Annotated in this window: 13 protein-coding genes; 8 read left to right on the top strand and 5 right to left on the bottom strand. The window is 73.4% G+C overall.

Annotation, left to right across the window (positions count from 1 at the left end; genetic code table 11):
• Nucleotides 1–816 (bottom strand): 4Fe-4S dicluster domain-containing protein (locus FJ251_02500; protein MBM4116597.1); only part of this gene is annotated, 816 nt, incomplete at its 3' end.
• A gap of 289 nt (nt 817–1,105) precedes the next feature.
• Here FJ251_02500 and FJ251_02495 point away from each other — a divergent pair.
• Together FJ251_02495 and FJ251_02490 are read left to right on the top strand one after the other, a co-directional pair.
• Nucleotides 1,106–2,278 (top strand): DUF362 domain-containing protein, encoded by a 1,173-nt coding sequence (locus tag FJ251_02495; GenBank protein MBM4116596.1) that lies wholly within the window; start codon nt 1,106–1,108, stop codon nt 2,276–2,278.
• Nucleotides 2,278–3,135, top strand: coding sequence for a hypothetical protein (locus FJ251_02490; protein MBM4116595.1), 858 nt, complete (start codon nt 2,278–2,280; stop codon nt 3,133–3,135). The genes FJ251_02495 and FJ251_02490 overlap by 1 nt, the downstream gene beginning before the upstream one ends.
• Here FJ251_02490 and FJ251_02485 read toward each other — a convergent pair.
• The 3 genes from FJ251_02485 to FJ251_02475 all read right to left on the bottom strand — a co-directional run bounded on the left by FJ251_02485 (nt 3,132) and on the right by FJ251_02475 (nt 6,874).
• A complete protein-coding gene (locus FJ251_02485) occupies nt 3,132–4,778 on the bottom strand; it encodes a 4Fe-4S dicluster domain-containing protein (protein ID MBM4116594.1) in 1,647 nt (548 codons plus the stop codon). The genes FJ251_02490 and FJ251_02485 overlap by 4 nt on opposite strands.
• Nucleotides 4,775–5,707 (bottom strand): DUF362 domain-containing protein, encoded by a 933-nt coding sequence (locus FJ251_02480; protein ID MBM4116593.1) that lies wholly within the window; start codon nt 5,705–5,707, stop codon nt 4,775–4,777. The genes FJ251_02485 and FJ251_02480 overlap by 4 nt, the downstream gene beginning before the upstream one ends.
• Nucleotides 5,708–5,791: 84 nt before the next feature.
• On the bottom strand, nt 5,792–6,874 hold the full coding sequence (locus FJ251_02475; GenBank protein ID MBM4116592.1) for a hypothetical protein: 1,083 nt from the start codon (nt 6,872–6,874) through the stop codon (nt 5,792–5,794).
• A 186-nt stretch (nt 6,875–7,060) separates the two neighbouring features.
• Here FJ251_02475 and FJ251_02470 point away from each other — a divergent pair, with 186 nt between their 5' ends.
• The 6 genes from FJ251_02470 (at nt 7,061) to FJ251_02445 (ending at nt 14,606) form a co-directional block, all read left to right on the top strand.
• Nucleotides 7,061–10,471, top strand: a complete 3,411-nt coding sequence (locus FJ251_02470) for a tetratricopeptide repeat protein (protein ID MBM4116591.1) — start codon at nt 7,061–7,063, stop codon at nt 10,469–10,471.
• 244 nt (nt 10,472–10,715) lie between these two features.
• Complete coding sequence (locus tag FJ251_02465; protein MBM4116590.1) at nt 10,716–11,285, top strand: sigma-70 family RNA polymerase sigma factor; 570 nt, start codon at nt 10,716–10,718, stop codon at nt 11,283–11,285.
• The gene (locus FJ251_02460; GenBank protein ID MBM4116589.1) at nt 11,263–11,868 is read left to right on the top strand and encodes a hypothetical protein; all 606 of its coding nucleotides are present in this window, start codon (nt 11,263–11,265) and stop codon (nt 11,866–11,868) included. Before FJ251_02465 ends, FJ251_02460 begins: the two co-directional genes overlap by 23 nt.
• Nucleotides 11,869–11,886: 18 nt before the next feature.
• Entirely contained in the window at nt 11,887–12,423 is a 537-nt protein-coding gene (locus FJ251_02455; GenBank protein MBM4116588.1) for a hypothetical protein, read from the top strand.
• Nucleotides 12,424–12,459: 36 nt separating this feature from the next.
• Nucleotides 12,460–13,353, top strand: a complete 894-nt coding sequence (locus tag FJ251_02450; protein MBM4116587.1) for a hypothetical protein — start codon at nt 12,460–12,462, stop codon at nt 13,351–13,353.
• Between the two features lie 14 nt (nt 13,354–13,367).
• A complete protein-coding gene (locus tag FJ251_02445; protein MBM4116586.1) occupies nt 13,368–14,606 on the top strand; it encodes a DUF4384 domain-containing protein in 1,239 nt (412 codons plus the stop codon).
• Nucleotides 14,607–14,672: 66 nt separating this feature from the next.
• On the opposite strand, the gene FJ251_02440 is transcribed toward FJ251_02445, so the two are convergent.
• Nucleotides 14,673–15,764, bottom strand: a complete 1,092-nt coding sequence (locus FJ251_02440; GenBank protein ID MBM4116585.1) for a hypothetical protein — start codon at nt 15,762–15,764, stop codon at nt 14,673–14,675.
• Between the last annotated feature and the right edge of the window lie 4 nt (nt 15,765–15,768).

The raw sequence follows: 15,768 nt of genomic DNA, 5'->3' as shown, positions 1-15,768 counted from the left end.
GGGCGGGAAGAAGTGCTTGAAGACCGCGTGCTGCACGCGCTCGGTGTAGTGGCCCGGCGCCTGCGCCCCGAGTGCCGGGAAGCCCAGCGCGGTCAGCGGCGCGGCGGCGAGGTAGAGCCAGCTCGTGCCTCCCGCCTCGTGCTCGCCGTAGAGGTGGTCATGGTAGCGGTCGGGATCGCGCTGGCGGCACCGGCGCGCGTAGTCGATGAGCTCGGCGCGGCTGCCGTAGATCAGACAGCCCTTGGGGCAGATGTCGACGCAGGCCGGTCGCCCGCCCGCCCGCACCGTCTTCTCGAAGCAGAAGGTGCACTTCATGACGCGCGGGTCGAGCGCCACGTCGTACTCGTAGGTCGGGATCTGGAACGGGCAAGCCACCATGCAGTAACGGCAGCCGATGCACTTGCCGGCGTCGTAGCTGACCGGCCCGCTCGCGTCCTTCCTGAGCGCGCCGACGATGCAGGCGCTCGCGCAGGCCGGCTCCAGACAGTGCATGCACTGGAACTTCACGAAGCGCGGCTCGCCGTCCGCTGCGCCCGGGTAGGCGTTCACCACGGTGTGGAGCTTCGCATCCGGCCGCCGCGGCGCGCTCAGCGTGGCCGCATTGGCGTAGTTCTCGATGGGCTCATTGGCCATGCGGTTGCTGTCCCGGCAGGCCCACTCGCACTTGCGGCAGCCCACGCAGTAGGTGGTGTCGACGAGCACGCCGAGGTCTTCGTCGTGGCTGCGCGCGGACGCTTCCGCGCCCGCGGCGGCGGGCAGCGCGCTGCCCAGGCTCGCGGCCCCGAGGCCCTTGAGGAACTCGCGCCGATCCTGCATGGCGTCGACCTCCTGTCCCGGCAGGGGGGGTGGCAAGGTCGCCAAGTTCAGGACATGCTTGTCCTTGTGAAGGTATTCACAGGCCGGGAAATGTCAAGATCCAGTCACCATTGTAACATCTTTCAATTCAAAGAGATAGGGAATGCGATCGCCTCCTCCTGTGGCTGCCCCAAGCAGGCGAGGGCGCCGGCGCGCCCGGACTCCGGGCGGCCCGGATAGCGGTTCCCGCGCGCCGCGGCTTGCGCTAGAGTCCGCGCGACGAAAGGGGACGACGATGCGCTACCGCACGATGGACGGGCTCTTCCACTGCGACCGCCGCGGTTTCCTCAAGGCCGGCGGCTTCGCCGGCGCGGGGCTCCTGCTCGGCCGCCCGGCGGTCTGGGCGGACGAGGCGGCGCCGGCCGAGCCGGCGACGAACATCGACAAGGCGCTGGCCGCGCCGCGCACGGCGCACTCGCTGCCGGGCGCGCAGCCGGGGCGGGTCGTCGAGGTCCACGAGCCGGCGGCGATCGCGGCGGGCCTCGTCGACGCCGCTGCCGTGGGGATCATGTTCCGCCGCGGCCTGCGCAGCCTCTTCGGCACGGACGAGGGCGCGGCCTTCAAGCGGCTCTTCGCGGCGGACGATGTGGTCGGCATCAAGGTGAACCCCGTGGGCGCGGGGCTGATCAGCACGCACCTGGAACTGGCGGATGCGGTGATCGCCTGGCTCACGGAGAACGGCCTGCCGCGCGCGAACATCGTCATCTGGGATCGCTTCGACATCATGCTCGCGGAAGCGGGCTTCACGGCCGAGCGCTTCCCGGGCGTCGGCATCGAGGGGCTCCAGACCATGGACGAAGCGGCCTTCGAGGACGGCGCCGATCAGAGCGGCTGGCTCAAGGATGGGCGCCATGTCAGCGCGGGCAACTTCGATGACGAAGTCCTCTACTGGGCCGAGGCGCCGGCGCCGACGGATCTGAACTACCTGCACCAGCACGTCGTGAGCGACCTGCGCTCGCCCTTCGGCAGGCTGGTCACCCAGCGGCTCACGAAGATCATCAACCTGGCCGTCTTCAAGAACACGGGCAACGGCATCTCGATGGCGACCAAGAACCTCGGCTACGGCGCCATCTGCAACACGGGCCGCCTGCACCAGCCGCTCTTCTTCAAGGTGTGCACCGAGGTGCTCGCCTTCCCCTGCCTGCGCGACAAGCTGGTGCTGAACGTGAACGAGGGCCTGGTCGGTCAGTACGACGGCGGCCCGATGCCCAACGCCGCCTTCACCTGGGACTACCAGCGGCTCTTCCTGGCCACGGATCCCTTCGCGCTGGACCGCGTCTGCCACGATCTCATGGTCGCCAAGCGCAAGGCGATGGGCGTGGCCGTCAACGAGCACCCGCGCTACACGGACTACCTGCGCTACGCCGAGACCCTCGGCCTCGGCATCGCCGACCCCGCGCGCATCGAGCACCTGCAGGCCTGATGCGCGCGCTGGCCTGGCTGCTGCTCGTGCTCGCGAGTGCGGCGGCGGCGCGCGAGCCCCTCGCGCCCCCGCCGGCGCCGGCGGGCTGGCGGCTCGCCGGCGCGCCGCGGCTCTACCCCGGCCGCGAGCTCTACGGCCACATCGACGGTGGCGCCGAGCTCTTCCACGAGTTCGGCTTCGTCGATCTGTTGGTCGCGGCCTACGCCGACAGCGCGGATCGCGAGCTGGACCTCGAGGTCTACCGCCTCGAGGACGCCCGCGCGGCCTACGCGGTCTATCTGCTCAAGTGCGGGCGCGAGGCGCCGCTGCCGGCGCTGGCTCACCGGCACAGCGCCGCGCCCCATCAGCTCACGCTGGTTGCGGGGGACCTCTTCATCCAGGTCAACAACCCGGACGGCGCGCCCGCGCTGCAGCCCGCGATGGCCGCCATTGCCGACGCCGCGGCGGGGTCCCGTCCCGCGCCGGGCGGCGATCCGCTCTTCGCGGCGCTCCCGCAGGCGGGCCTGCGCCCGCACAGCGAGCGGCTCCTGCGCGGCGCCTTCAGCGAGGAGCCCTACCTGCCCTTCTCCGGCGGCGATCCGCTCAGCCTCGACGGGCGCGTCTATGCGGCGGTGGGGGACTACGGCGAGGCGCTCTCGCCCGAGCGCGCCTTCGTGGCCGCCTACCCGGACAGCGGCGCAGCGCGGGCCGCCCTCGCGGCGCTGGCGGCGATCTGCCGGCGGGATGCCTCGCTGCTCGCCGCAGCCGCGCAGGGCCTCAGCTTCCGCGACTATGCCGGCCGCTTCGGTGCAGCCCGGATCGCCGGTGATACCCTGCGCCTGCAGTCGGGACTCGTCTCCCTGCCGACTCTGCGCTAGGCGCCGTAGGGATTGCTTCCAACGCTCTCCGTCCCGCCCGGCAGCAGCGGCTGGTTCGCCGGATGCCGGCTCTCGTTCGCGCTCGTCACGCGAATCGCCGCGCGGTCGGCGAAGGGGCACTTCGTCTCGCAGATGCCGCAGCCCGTGCAGAGCGTCGGTTCCACGCGCGGCTGCTTGAGCACCCGCCGCTCGCCGCCGCGCAGCGTGACCTCCGTCTCCACGAAGTAGATCGCCTTCGTCGGCACGGGGCAGTGCTCCTCGCAGACGATGCACTCGCGCCCGTAGACGTAGGGCAGGCAGCGCGTGGTGTCGATGGTGGCGAGGCCGATACTCAGCGCCTGCTTCTCGGCGAGCGCGAGCGGCGCGATCGCGCCCGTCGGGCAGACCTGCCCGCAGAGCGCGCAGCCGTGCTCGCAGTAGCCCAGGCGCGGCACGAGCACGGGCGTCCAGAGGCCGGCCAGGCCCGCCTGATCGATGGCCGGCTGCAGCGCGCCCGTCGGGCAGACCTGCATGCACAGGCCGCACTGCACGCAGCGGGCGAGGAAGTCGCCCTCGGCGAGGGCGCCCGGCGGGCGGATCAGTTCGGGGCCAAAGGTCTTCGCCCGCGCGCTCGGCGGCAACTTGAAGACGAGCAGCGCGCCGAGGCCCGCCAGCCCCGCGCCGACGAGCGCGCGCCGGCCGAGGTCCACGCGCGCGGCGGCGGGCCGCCGCCAGGGCCACTGCCAGCGGAAGTCGAGGGCGTCCTCGCCGCAGCTCGCCACGCAGTTCCAGCAGCCGAAGCACTCCTCGGGCAACCACTGACCGGGCTTCTCGGGCTGCGCCGCCGCGGGGCAGCGCAGCAGGCAGCGCTGGCAGGCGCCGCAGGTTCCGGTCGGCGTCAGGCGCAGGGCCGTGCGCCCCGCGCAGGCGCCGAGCAGCGCGCCGAGAGGGCACAGGTAACGACACCAGAAACGCGGCCGCCAGAGGTTCAGCGCGAGCAGCGCGAGCAACAGGGCCAGGATGAGCCCGCCGCCCGCGAAAACGAACTCCCTGCCAGCGAGCAGCGCGTCCCGCCAGAAGCGGTAGAGCGGCTCGCTGAGCGCGGTCAGGTGCAGCGGCCCCAGCTGCGGGTCGGCCTGGAAGATCGCCGCTGCGCCCGCGCTGATCCCCCAGTCGAGGCCGGGCAGCAGCCCCGTCGTCAGGCTGCGGTAGAGCAGGGACTGGGGATCGAAGACGCCCGTCCAGTGCGCGCCGCCCACGGCCATCACGAGCAGGGCGACGAGCAGCCAGTACTTGGCGCGCTGCCAGCGCGAGAGGCCGTCCGTCTCGCGGCGGCGGGCGGCGCTGCGCCAGCCCAGCCAGCTCAGCGCGTTGTGCAGCGCGCCGAGGGGACACAGCCAGCCGCAGAAGACGCGGCCGAGCAGCACGGTGAGCGCGAGCGTGGCGAGGGCGAGCAGCGCGGGCCCGGCGAGGCGCTCGCCGCCCAGCCAGGCGCCGACGAGCAGCAGCGGATCGAGGTGGAAGTAGAAGCCGAGCCGGGGCGAGGGCGCGCCGCTCTCTGGCGGCCGCATGGCGAGGAGCAGCCCGACGAAGAGCGCCAGGCTCGCCGCCTGGACGCCGCGGCGCAGCCAGATGAGCCGCCGCGCCCGGCCCCGCGCGGTCACGAGACGGCGAGCTCCGCACCGGCCTGCGCGCGGTAGTCGAGGCTGCCCAGGCCCGCCGCAACGCCCGCCTTCAGCACGGGCAGCTCGGCCGGCGCGAGGCCGATCAGCTCGGCGGCCAGCGCGTCCAGCGCGACGATGTCGGCGCCGGCGGCGACCAGGCCGGGCGTCGCCACGTCCTCGAGGTTGCCGCCCTGCGGGCCGTGGCGCAGGAGCACGCGCGTCGCGTCCAGCACGCACAGGCGCGGCTTCAGGAAGGCCGTGATGTCCACCAGGCAGGTCGCGAAGTCCTGGTGCCAGACGCTGCGATTGCCGCCGACGACGCCCATGTAGTTCTTCATGCAGGCCGTCGTGCGCGAGAGCCCGTGGTGCTTGGCGATCGGCGCGTTGATGACGAGGTCGGCCTCGAGGATCTCCGGGAAGAGCTCCCACTCCTTGAGCCGCTTGCCGCCGAGCGCCACGCGCCGGCAGCGCGCGGGGTCGAGCGTCACCATCTCGCCGCCCGCGGCCGCGACGGCGGCGGCGATGCCGCTCGTCGCGTAGGTCTGCCGCGGCTCATGGCAGGTGTGGTCGCCGACGCGCACGCTCTTGGCGCCGGCCTCGAGACAGAGGCGCACGAGCGCGCCGACGACGGCCGGGTGCGTGTTGGCCGCCTGGGCGGGGCTCCGGTTCCAGCCGATGTTGGGCTTCACCCAGACGCGATCGCCCTTCGTGACGAAGCGGCCCATGCCGCCCAGGGCCGCGATCGCGCGCTCGGTGAGGCGGCCCGCCGCGGCGTCGAGCGTCGCCTCGCCGAGTGCCTCGCCCTGCCAGCGGGCAATCGCGAGGGTGCGCGGCGTCTCCTCGGCGCCGAGCAAGGGCAGGGGCGTGAGGGCGAGGGCGGATCCCGCGGCGAGACCCTTGATGAAGTCGCGGCGGCTGCAGAGCGTCATCGGTGACCTCCGGCTCCGGGAGCCATGGCGGACATCCCACTCCGCAAAGGTACACCGCGGCGCCCGGCCATGCCAAGTCGGGCGCTACTGGGGGAGCGCGGCGCCCACCGCCGCGTGGCCGTCCAGGCGCGGGCGGCGCGGCCACTCGCGGCCGAAGCGAACCGTGCAGACCTGCCAGCGCTCGCGCACCGAGTAGAGGAGGGCGCCGGCCAGGGTCGGCCGATCGCTGGCGGCGGCGAGATCCGCCGCGCGCAGCGCGTACTCCGGACGGGAGGGATCGAGGCGCAGGGCCCAGAGCTCGCAGGCCAGCGGGACGTGGCGGAAGTCGCGGGCCTGCAGCGAGGCGGCGATGGCGTCGAGGTCGCTGGCCAGCTCGGCGGGATCGAAGGCGGCGCCGAAGAGCATCAGGGCCAGGAGCAGGGCGAGAGCGAAGCGGTCCGCCGGCACCGCGCGCGGCCGGCGGGCGGCATTGGCCAGGAGCCGGCCGCCGTCGAGGGCGCCCGCCACCCAGAGGAGGGCTCCCAGCGCGACCGCGAGGAGCGTCCCACCGAGGCACAGTTCGACGGCGGCGCTCGGCTTTCCTGGTCCGGGCGTCAGGATCAAGCCGGCCGCCGCGCAGAGCGCGCCCAGCGTGAGTCCCGCATTGACGAAGGCAAGGGCCGCGCGCCGCGCCCGTCCGGCGAGGAGCAGCCCGAATCCGGGCAGGGTCAGGCCGAGCAGCGCCGCCCCGCCGCTGCCGCGCATCCAGGCCGGCAGGCGGTCGCGGTTGAGGCGCCGCTGGCCCGCGGCCAGGGCCAACTCGCGGGACCAGGCCGCCAGCGCGAGGCCGCCGCAAAGCAGCGCGAGGCCCAGCCGCGGCAGGGCCGGCAGGCCCGCCGCGACGGGCGGCAGTTGCAGCAGCAGCCAGAGGACTCCGGCGCCGAGGGCGGTCCCGGCCAGGATCTGCTCCCCGCGCGTCGCGCCTCCGAACAGGGCGCCGAGGGGGCCGAGCCCGTAGAGCCGCGCGAGCAGGCGCAGCGGACGCGTCTCGGAGCGGCGCTGTCGCCGCGCGATGGGCGCGGCCACGACGCGGTGACCGGGCGCCCGGTCCGCCGGGATCGGGACGAAGCCCCCCGGCGATTCACCCGGGATGATCCAGATCTGGCGCTTGCCGTCCGAGGCGGGCATGGCAGTCCTTTCCATTCGCGATGGCGGTGCGGCGATACCGCTGAACGCGGGGGCAACCGTCATGCCCGCCGGCGAGCAATGCGGGGAAAGCGCCGGACCCCGCGCGGACGCCGGCGGGTTCGCTTGAGTGCCTGCCCGGGAAGCGGCATACTGGATTGCGACCGCCAGCCGCCGGGTGACCGCGCCATGCCATCCTCGCTCGTCCTCACCAAGCTGGAGCCGCCCCGGCTGCCGGCCCTGTACCTCGAGCGCCCTCGCCTCGACGAGCTCTGGGAGACTTGTCGACGTCGGCGCGTGCTCGCCGTCACCGCGGGCGCGGGCTTCGGCAAGACGGCCTTCCTCGCGCGCGCCGCGGGCCGGCACGCGGGTCCCGTGGCCTGGCTGAGCTTGGAGGCGGGCGATGCCGACTCCGCGGCCTTCGCGCGGCTCTTCGAGGCCGCCCTGCGCCGCGCCCTGGGCCGCCCCGTCGATCCCGCGAGCGAGATGGAGCCCGAGGACCGGCTCGGCGGCACCCTGGCCCTGCTCGCCGCGGCGCCGGCGCCCTGCCTGGTCGTGCTCGACGACCTGCATCTCGTGGCCGGAGCGCCGCCGGTGCGGGCCCTGCTCGAGCGCCTGCTCCGCCAGCTACCCGCCACGGGGTGTCTGGCGCTTCTCTCGCGGGAAGCCCTGGACCTGCCGCTGACGCGCCTGCGCGCGGCCGGCGAGCTGGCCAGCCTCGGCGCCGCGGAGTTGGCATTCAGCGCCGAGGAGATCGCGGCGCTCTATGCGCTGCGCTTTCCGGGCAAGCTGCTGCCGGCAGCGGAGGCAGCGCGCATTGCGACCCTGACCGAGGGCTGGGCGGCGGGCGTGGGCATTCTCTTCCAGGGCCTTGCCGAGCCGACGCCGGCCGCGCTCGCCGCGGCGCTCGCGGGCCTGCGCGCCGCGCGCGGCGACTGGTTCGCCTACTTCGCCGAAGAGGTGCTGGCCGGACTACCCGCCGAGACCCGCCGCTTCCTGCGCGCGATCGCCATCCTGCCGCGCCAGGAGCCCGCGCTCTGCGATGCGCTGCTGGGAAGCCGCGACGCGGCCGCGCGGCTCGCCGAGTTGGCGCGGCGCAACTGCTTCCTCGCCCCCGATGCGGCGGGCGGCTACCGCCTGCACGCGCTCTTTCGCGACTGCCTGCGCGAGCAGCTCGCCCGGCACGAGGGCGAAGCGCGGCGGCAGGCGCTGCTGAGCCGCGCGGCGGGCCTGCTGCGGCAGCGGGGCGACTGGATCGGCGCCGCCGCGGCCAGCGCCGAGGCGGGCGACAGCGACGGGCTGCTCGCCCTCTGCGAGCGCCAGGGCGAGGAGCTGCTCGCCACCGGCCAGTACAGCCTGCTCCGCGAGCTGCTCGTCAGCCTGCCGGCAGCGCGGCTCGCAGCGAGCGCCTCGGCCCTGCACCTGCTCGGACGGGTGCACGAGGTGCAGGGCCGCTTCACCGAGGCGGCGCGCGCCTATCGGGCTGCCCTGCGCCGGGCGGCGAGCGGCCCGCGGCGTGTCGAGCTGCTCAGCCTGCTCGCCCAGCTCGCCATGCGTCAAGGCAACTACCGCAGCTGCCTGCGCCTGTGCGACCGCGCCCTGGCCGAGCCCGGCCTGCGGCCGGCCGTGGAAGGGCGCCTGCTCGGCCTCCGTGGCGTCTCGGCCTGCGACTTGGGGCGTCTGGAGGAGGGCGCCGCGGCGCTCGTGCAGGCCGGGCGCATCTTCCGCCGTCGCCAGGATGCGCTCGGCGAGGGGCGGGTGCTCTACCTGCTGGTGGGCAACGTCTACGGGCCGCGCGGCGAGTTCCGCGAGGCGAAGCGCGCCGGCCGCCGCTCCGTGGCCATCTTCCGCGAGCTGGGCGACCCGCGGCGCATCTGCCACAGCCTGGGCGTGCTGGGCTGGGCGCTCGTGGAGGCCGGTGAGCTGCGCGAGGCCGCCGACTGCTGCGAGGAGGCCCTGCGCATCGCCGAGCGACTCGAGTACGCAACGATGCTGGCCGTCCTGCACTACAGCCTCGGCCGCCTGCGCTTCCTCGAGGGCGAGTACACCGCCGCCCGCGCGCACCTCGAGCGGGCGCAGGAACTGGGTGAGCGCGAGGCGGAGGCGGAGATGCGCTCCATCCCGCACCTGGCCCTGGCCGAACTCGATCTCGCCGAGGGCAATCGGCTCATCGCCCGCCGCCGCCTGCGCCGGGCGCTGGCCGCGGCGCGCAGCGTGGGGCATCGTCTGCACGAGGGGCACTGCGAGACCCTGCTCGGTCTGGCCGCGGCGCCCGGTCACGAGGGGCCGCACTGGCAGCGCGCCGAGCGCCTGCTGGGGGCCGCCGACGCCCAGTTCGAGCGACGGCGGCTCGCCTGCCTGCGCCTGGATCGCGCCCTCGCCGCCGGCCGACTCGCCGACGCGCCGCTCGCCGAATTCCTGAGCGCCCTGGCCGCCTCGGAGCACGAGCGCGCCCTGCGCGTCCAGCAGCCAGCAGCCTGCGCGCGCCTCTGGGCGGCGGCACTGGCGCGGGGGATCGAGGCGGAGCACGCCACCCGTTCCCTCGATGCGATGGGGGAGGCGGCTCTCGCCGCCCTGGCGCCACTCGCGGAGAGCGCGGACGAGGGCTGCCGGCTGCGCCTCGTGGAGCTGCTCGGCCGGCTGGGTGGCGACGGCGCGCGCGGCCTGCTCGCGCGGCTCGCGCGCGGCCGCCGGGACGGCGCTGCCCAGGCCGCGGCCGCGGAGCTCAGCGCGGCGCCGGGGCACTCGCTGCACGTCCGCGCCCTGGGTCCGCTCGAGATCGAGCGGGGCGAGGACTGCCTGCGCCTCGAGGACTGGCCCTCGCGCCGCGCGCTGCGGCTCTTCCAGCTGCTCCTCGTACAGCGCTTTCGCTGGGTGCCCCAGGAGCAGATCCTCGAAGCGCTCTGGCCGGAAGCCGATCCGCAGCGCAGCCGCGGCAACCTGCGCCAGAGCATCTTCCAGCTCCGGCGGCTGCTCGATCGAGACGAGGGCCCCTCGCATGTGCAGCACCGCCAGGAAGCCTGCCGGCTCGATCCGGGAGCCGGGCACCGCTACGACGTGGCCGAGTTCGAGGCCGGGCTGGCTGCCGCGGAGGCCGCCCGGCGGCGCGACGACGCGAAGGGCCTGGAGGCGGCGCTGCGGGCCGCCCTGGCGCTCTATCGCGGCGATTTCCTGGCCGAGAGCCCCTACGAGGAGATGGCGGTGCTCGAACGGGAAGGCCTGCGCGATCGCTTCTTGCGGGCCTTGGAGCGGCTGCTTGGCCTCCTGGCGAAGGGCGAGCGCTGGGCGGAGCTGCCGGTCCTCTGCCGCCAGGGGCTGGAGCGCGATCCCTACGCCGAGGGCCTGCACTGGCATCTCATCGAGGCCCAGCGCCGCCTCGGCCAGCGCCGAGAGGCCCTGGCGGACTACCAGCGCTACGAGCGCCTGCTCATCGAGGAGCTGGACCTGCCGCCCTCGCCGCGCCTGCGCGAACTGGGGGAGCGCCTCAGGCGTCCCGATGCCCCTCCGGCGTCTCCAACCGGGGCGGGGCCGTCTCCGCCGTCTCGGGGTCCCGGCCCGTCAAGCCCGCCGTCTCCTCGAAGAAGAGGAGCAGGTCGGTGACCGAGGCGAAAACGGCCTCCTCGCCCGAGGCCACGTGCCGGACCCGGCCGCGGAAGCTGCGCTGGGGATCGCCGAGGAAGCTGACCACGAAGGTGGACACGCGGGCCTCCTTTGCCGGGTTGGGTGCCGGCCTCCTGCCGGTGCGTCGCGAGAGAGGATCGCTCCCAGTCGTTACGCGGTCGTTACGCGGCGGGGCCCTTAAACGGACCGGCCGCCCCGGCGTCCAAGCTTCCGGAGATCGACAGTGAGCCGGCACGCGGGACTCGACGACGGCGAGCTCGTCCGGCGATTCCTGGAGGGGGAGCGATGGACCTTCGACGCACTCATGGAGCGGCACGAGAAGCGGATCCATCGCCTGGCGCTGGGCATGCTGGGCGACCCGGACGCGGCCGACGACATCGCGCAGGAGACCTTCATCCGAGCCTTCCGAGCCCTGCCGAGTTTCGAGTTCCGGGCGAGCTTCGGGACCTGGTTGCATCGGATCGCCGTGAATCTCTGCCTGAGCCGGCTGCGCAGCGCGCGACGGCACCCGCTGGTCGCCCTCGGCGACGTGGTGCGGCGGCTGCGCACGCGGCGCGGCCAGCCGGAGCGCGACCTGGCGCGCAAGGATCTGGCCACTCGCATCGAGCGGGCGGTGGCCGCCCTGCCGCCGAAGCAGCGGGCCGTCTTCCTGATGCGGCACCGGGAAGGGCTGGACTACGGCGAGATCGCCGCCGCGCTCCAGCGCAGCGAGGGCGGCGTGCGGGCCAACCACTTCCAGGCCCTGCAGAAGTTGAAGCGGGAGCTGAGCGATGAAGACGCGCTCGACGACTAGGGCCTGCCGCGCCTGGCAGGATCGCCTCCTGGACGCCCTCGACGCCGAGCGGGCGGGCGGGCGGGACGCGGCCGCCGCCGGCGAGCTGGCCGAGCACCTGACGCGCTGCCCCGGCTGCGCCAGCGAGTTGGCGGCCCTGCGCCGGACGCTGGCGCGGCTGGCGGAGCGGCCCCTCGGCGAACCGCCCGCGGACTACTGGCCGGCCCTGCGCGCGCGGGTGCTCCGCGGGCTTGCCGAGGAGACGCCAGCGACGCCGGAGCGCGCGCCCCTGCCGGCGCGCCTGGCCTGGGGCGGCCTGGCCGCGGCGGCGATCCTGCTGCTGGTCGCGCTCTTCTGGTGGAGCCAGCGGTCGCCCGAGCTGCCCGGCGCGCCGCGGGCCCCGATCGCCGAGGGGCAGGGGCCGCTGCCCGGCCTGGCGGCCCTGGAGCTGGAGCTGGCAGCCGGCGCGGGCGAGCTGGAGATCCTGCTCGACGAAAGCCCGTCGCTGGCAGCGGAAGACGAGGATCCCGATCAGTTGCTCGAAGAGCTGACGGTGACGGAAATGGCGGCGCTGGCGGAGCGCCTGGCCAGCCTGCGCGGCTGAGCGCGAGGAGGAACCGAGATGCGCAAGATGGCGATCGTCCCCGGCCTGCTGATCCTGAGCCTGACGGCGGCGCCGGCGGCGGCCCTTCAGGAGCGCGAGCGGCAGGACCTGCGCCAGCAAATCCGCGACGTCAAGTCCTGGGAGCTCGTGCGCGAACTGGGACTCGACTCGCAGGCCGCGCGCGAGTTCGTGCCGCTCTACGAGGATTACGACCGCGCCCGCACGCGGCACCGCCAGGAGCGCCGCGGCCTCGAGCAGGCGCTGGAGGTGCTCGTCAAGGACTCCAGCCGCAACGGCGACCAGATCCGCTCGGTGATGGCGGACATGCGCCGCCTGGACGAGCGCCTGCAGGCCGAGGAGGGCGCCTTCCGGCGCCAGGCCTTCCCCCTGCTCTCCCTCGAGCAGCAGGCGCGCTTCGAGCTCTTCGAGAAGCGCTTCAACGCCCGCCTGCGCGAGATGATCAAGGACATCCGCGAGGAGCGCGGGCCGGACACCGCAAGGCCCAAGGACAGCAAGCCGAAGTCCCGGTCTCACGGCCGCGCAGGCGGCCGCTAGCCGGGCCCGAGGACAGCGAGGAACGGAGGTCACGCGATGATAACCAGCAACCTGATCCGCGGCGCACTCCTGGTGGCGATGGCCCTCGGCCTGGGCGCCTGTCGCAGCTCCCGCCTTTGGCATGAGGAGCCGCGACTCCCCGCCCCCTCGGGCGTCTTCTCGGTCACGGGCGATCGCTCCGTAGAGCTCTACTGGAGCCCGATCCATGACGCCGACCTCGCCAGCTACAGCATCTACCGCAGCCCGAACGCCAGCGGTCCCTACGCGGTGATCGGCTCCAGCATCGACGAGTACTACCGCGACGGCCAGGTGAGCAACGGCATCACCTACTACTACGCCGTCGCGGCGCGGGATTGGGACGGCCGCGAGAGCGAGCTCAGCTACGAGACCATCCACGACACGCCGCGTCCCGCCGGGCGGATCACCGTCTACGACGAGGACGCCCTGGCCGGGGTCGACTTCTCGGGCTTCTACCAGCACATGGTGCTCCCCTGGGACGATCCCTACGCCGACATGTACCTCCTCTGGGATGGGGATCGCTACGCGATGCAGAGCACCGACGTCCTGGTAGGGGAGGACGTCTACGGCACCGACCTGCAGAGCGCCGGCTGGGTCGAGTCCCTCGACGAGATCGACTGGGCCCCCGAGGGTGGCTGGACTCTCGACGAGGCGGACCTGGTGCGGCTCTACACGGGCCACGCCTACCTGGTCTGGACCTGGGACAATCACTTCGCGAAGTTCCGCGTGCGCGAGATCGGCGAGGACTTCGTGGTGGTCGACTGGGCCTTCCAGGTGGACGAGGGCAATCCCGAGCTCGCCGTGATCGCGGGCGCCGGGGCGAATGCCGCCGGCAAGGCCCCGCGGGCCGGCGACGCCAACAGCTTCAAGCAGCGCACCGGTGGCACGCGCAACGCCGCCGGCGGTCGCTAGGAGAGGAGGAAACCATGAAGACGCTCATCGCGATCCTCAGTGCGCTCCTGCTGCCGGCACTGGCCGCGGCGGCGACGGTGACGCCCTACGACCAGTCGACCGCCGGGCCCGTGGACGTGGATGTCTGGCTCGACAACGCGGACGGTGCCGTCTACGACTACGGTCAGGGGCTGACGATCCGCTTCCGCACGAACGCCGATAGCTACGTCGCCGTCTACAATGTCGACAGCGACGGCTACCTCAGCCTGCTCTACCCCCGCTACGGCGACTCGCAGTGGGTGCAGGGCGGGCGGGTCAACTCGATCCCTGGCCCCGAGGACCGCTACGACCTGGTCATCGATGGGCCGAAGGGCATCGAGTACATCGTCGCCGTCGCCTCGCCCTACCCGCTGCGCCTGGGCGTGCTCGAGCCGAGCAACGAGTACTGGTACCGCTCGGCGAGCGTCGGCGGCCGCATCAGCGGCGACCCGTCGGAGGCGATCTGGGAGATCAACGAACAGCTGACCTGGGACGGCGAGGGCCGCGGCCCCGACGGCTATGCCAGCGACGTCGCCTGGTTCTACGTCCGCGCCGTGGTGCCCTACCCGCGCTATCTCGTCTACCAGTGGTACCCGGACCGCTACTGGGACCCCTTCTGGGATCCCTACGTCAGCATCAACCTCTGGGTCGACTGGCACTGGGATCACCACTGGTGCCATCGCCGCTGGTGGCACTGGGGCCACCGCCCCGAGTACGACTTCTGGTACCGCGATCGGCACGACGGCCCGCGCCTGCGCTGGAAGAGCGTGCACTACGTCGTCAAGCCGGGGGACTGGGATCGCGACAAACCCGGCCGTCCGCCCGTCGCGATCCGCGAGGATCATCGGGGCGCGAAGTCGGATCGCCGGGACGACCGCCCGGATCGGCCGCAGCGCTGGGATCGCAACGACCGGCGCTACGAGCCGGGGGATCGGCCCAGCCGCAAGGACGACGACGATCGCCGCGGCGATCGGCCCAGTCGCCGCGACGAGGACCGCGACAAGCGCGACGATCGCCCAGCGCAGCGCGAGGACAAACCGGCCGTGCGCCCCGAGAAGCCCGAGAGCAAGCCCGAGGCGAAGCCCGAACCGCCGCGCGCGGAGGAGCGCCGGCCGGAGTCGAGACCCGCGGCCAAGCCGGAATCCAAGCCGGCGTCCAAGCCCGAGGAGCGGCCTTCGCGCAAGGAGCGCGGCAAGCCCGAGGCGAAGCCGGAGTCGCGTCCCGGCCGTCGTTGAGCCCTCTTGATCTGGGGAGAAGCGCGGCGCCCCCGCTCCACGGAGCGGGGGCGCCGTTTCTTGGGTCTATGGCGCCGCGATCGGTTCCCACTCCAGCTTCAGGTGGGCGGCGACGCCGCTCTCGTAGTGGAAGGCGTTCACGCGGAGCTTGTAGTGCCTGCCGTCCGCACCGGCGATCGCGTAGTAGCGGTCGGCGTTGACGTTCATCGTGTGAGTCATGAAGTCATAGGTGTACCAGCCGCTGCCCGTGTTGAAGGCCAGCCCGCTGTCGCCGGTGCCGGTGTCGCTGATGTAGCCGGCCGCGGGCGCCGTGGCCAGCGCTGCGTAGCCCGTGTCGTCGAAGGCGACGAGGCCGACACCGCCGGTGCCGTTCGTGCCGCCGTTCAGGCGGATGTTCGCGAAGTTGAGCGCGAGATCGTAGTCGTCCGCGTTCGCGGGGTCGGCGGGCGAGGCCGCCAGGCCGGTCGCCAGGCTGAAGTACACCCAGTCGCTGCTGCCTAGCGGGGCGGCGACGATCACCGTCTCCCGCGCCGCTCCGGCGAGGGCCGTCGCCACGGCGAAGTCGCCGGCGATGGGCGCCCAGACGAAGGTCGGGAAGCCCGGCGTGCCGGCGCCATCGACGAAGTCGATCATCTTGAGCTTGATGTAGGAGCCGTCCGCCCGGCGGATCGCATAGTAGCGGTCCGGCCGGATCGCAAAGGCGTGCGAGATGGGATCGTAGTCGTACCAGCCCGTGCCTGCGTTGAAGGCTTGCCCGGCGTCGCCTGTGCCGGTGTCGGTGAGGTAGACCGTCTCCGGGGCGGTCGCCAGGGTGGCGAAGGCGCCGTCGTCGTAGGCGTGGAGCGCCGCGGCGCCGCTGCCGTTGGCGCCGCCGTTGAGGATGATGTTCGCGAACTTGAAGGCGAGATCCCACTCGGTGGAAGCGGCGGGATCGGCGGGCGTCACCTGGGTGCCGGCCTCGAGGTCGACGTAGATCCACTCCGTGGCGGTCAGGTAGCCGGCGTCGACGACGGTCGTGAAGGTGCCGTCGCCGTTGTCGGTGGTCGCGACCGTCGCGGTCTCGTTGTCGTCGCCGGTGGGGGCGAGTTCATCGTCGCTGCAGGCGCCGGCAAGGATGCCGACCGCGAGCAGCAGGGGCAGCAGGCGAAGCAGCTTCATGTGG

It is taken from the genome of bacterium, assembly GCA_016873475.1.
Classification (GTDB): Bacteria; Krumholzibacteriota; Krumholzibacteriia; order JACNKJ01; family JACNKJ01; genus VGXI01.
Note: the sequence above shows the minus strand (reverse complement) of the source record. Positions and strands in the feature narration are given on the sequence as shown.

Excerpts from the sequence above, each read along its gene's own strand:
- FJ251_02470 (MBM4116591.1), top strand. The coding sequence starts at position 7,061 with ATGCCATCCTCGCTCGTCCTCACCAAGCTGGAGCCGCCCCGGCTGCCG.
- FJ251_02490 (MBM4116595.1), top strand. The coding sequence starts at position 2,278 with ATGCGCGCGCTGGCCTGGCTGCTGCTCGTGCTCGCGAGTGCGGCGGCG.
- FJ251_02460 (MBM4116589.1), top strand. The coding sequence starts at position 11,263 with ATGAAGACGCGCTCGACGACTAGGGCCTGCCGCGCCTGGCAGGATCGC.
- FJ251_02445 (MBM4116586.1), top strand. The coding sequence starts at position 13,368 with ATGAAGACGCTCATCGCGATCCTCAGTGCGCTCCTGCTGCCGGCACTG.
- FJ251_02455 (MBM4116588.1), top strand. The coding sequence starts at position 11,887 with ATGCGCAAGATGGCGATCGTCCCCGGCCTGCTGATCCTGAGCCTGACG.
- FJ251_02450 (MBM4116587.1), top strand. The coding sequence starts at position 12,460 with ATGATAACCAGCAACCTGATCCGCGGCGCACTCCTGGTGGCGATGGCC.
- FJ251_02475 (MBM4116592.1), bottom strand. The coding sequence starts at position 6,874 with ATGCCCGCCTCGGACGGCAAGCGCCAGATCTGGATCATCCCGGGTGAA.
- FJ251_02495 (MBM4116596.1), top strand. The coding sequence starts at position 1,106 with ATGGACGGGCTCTTCCACTGCGACCGCCGCGGTTTCCTCAAGGCCGGC.
- FJ251_02440 (MBM4116585.1), bottom strand. The coding sequence starts at position 15,764 with ATGAAGCTGCTTCGCCTGCTGCCCCTGCTGCTCGCGGTCGGCATCCTT.
- FJ251_02480 (MBM4116593.1), bottom strand. The coding sequence starts at position 5,707 with ATGACGCTCTGCAGCCGCCGCGACTTCATCAAGGGTCTCGCCGCGGGA.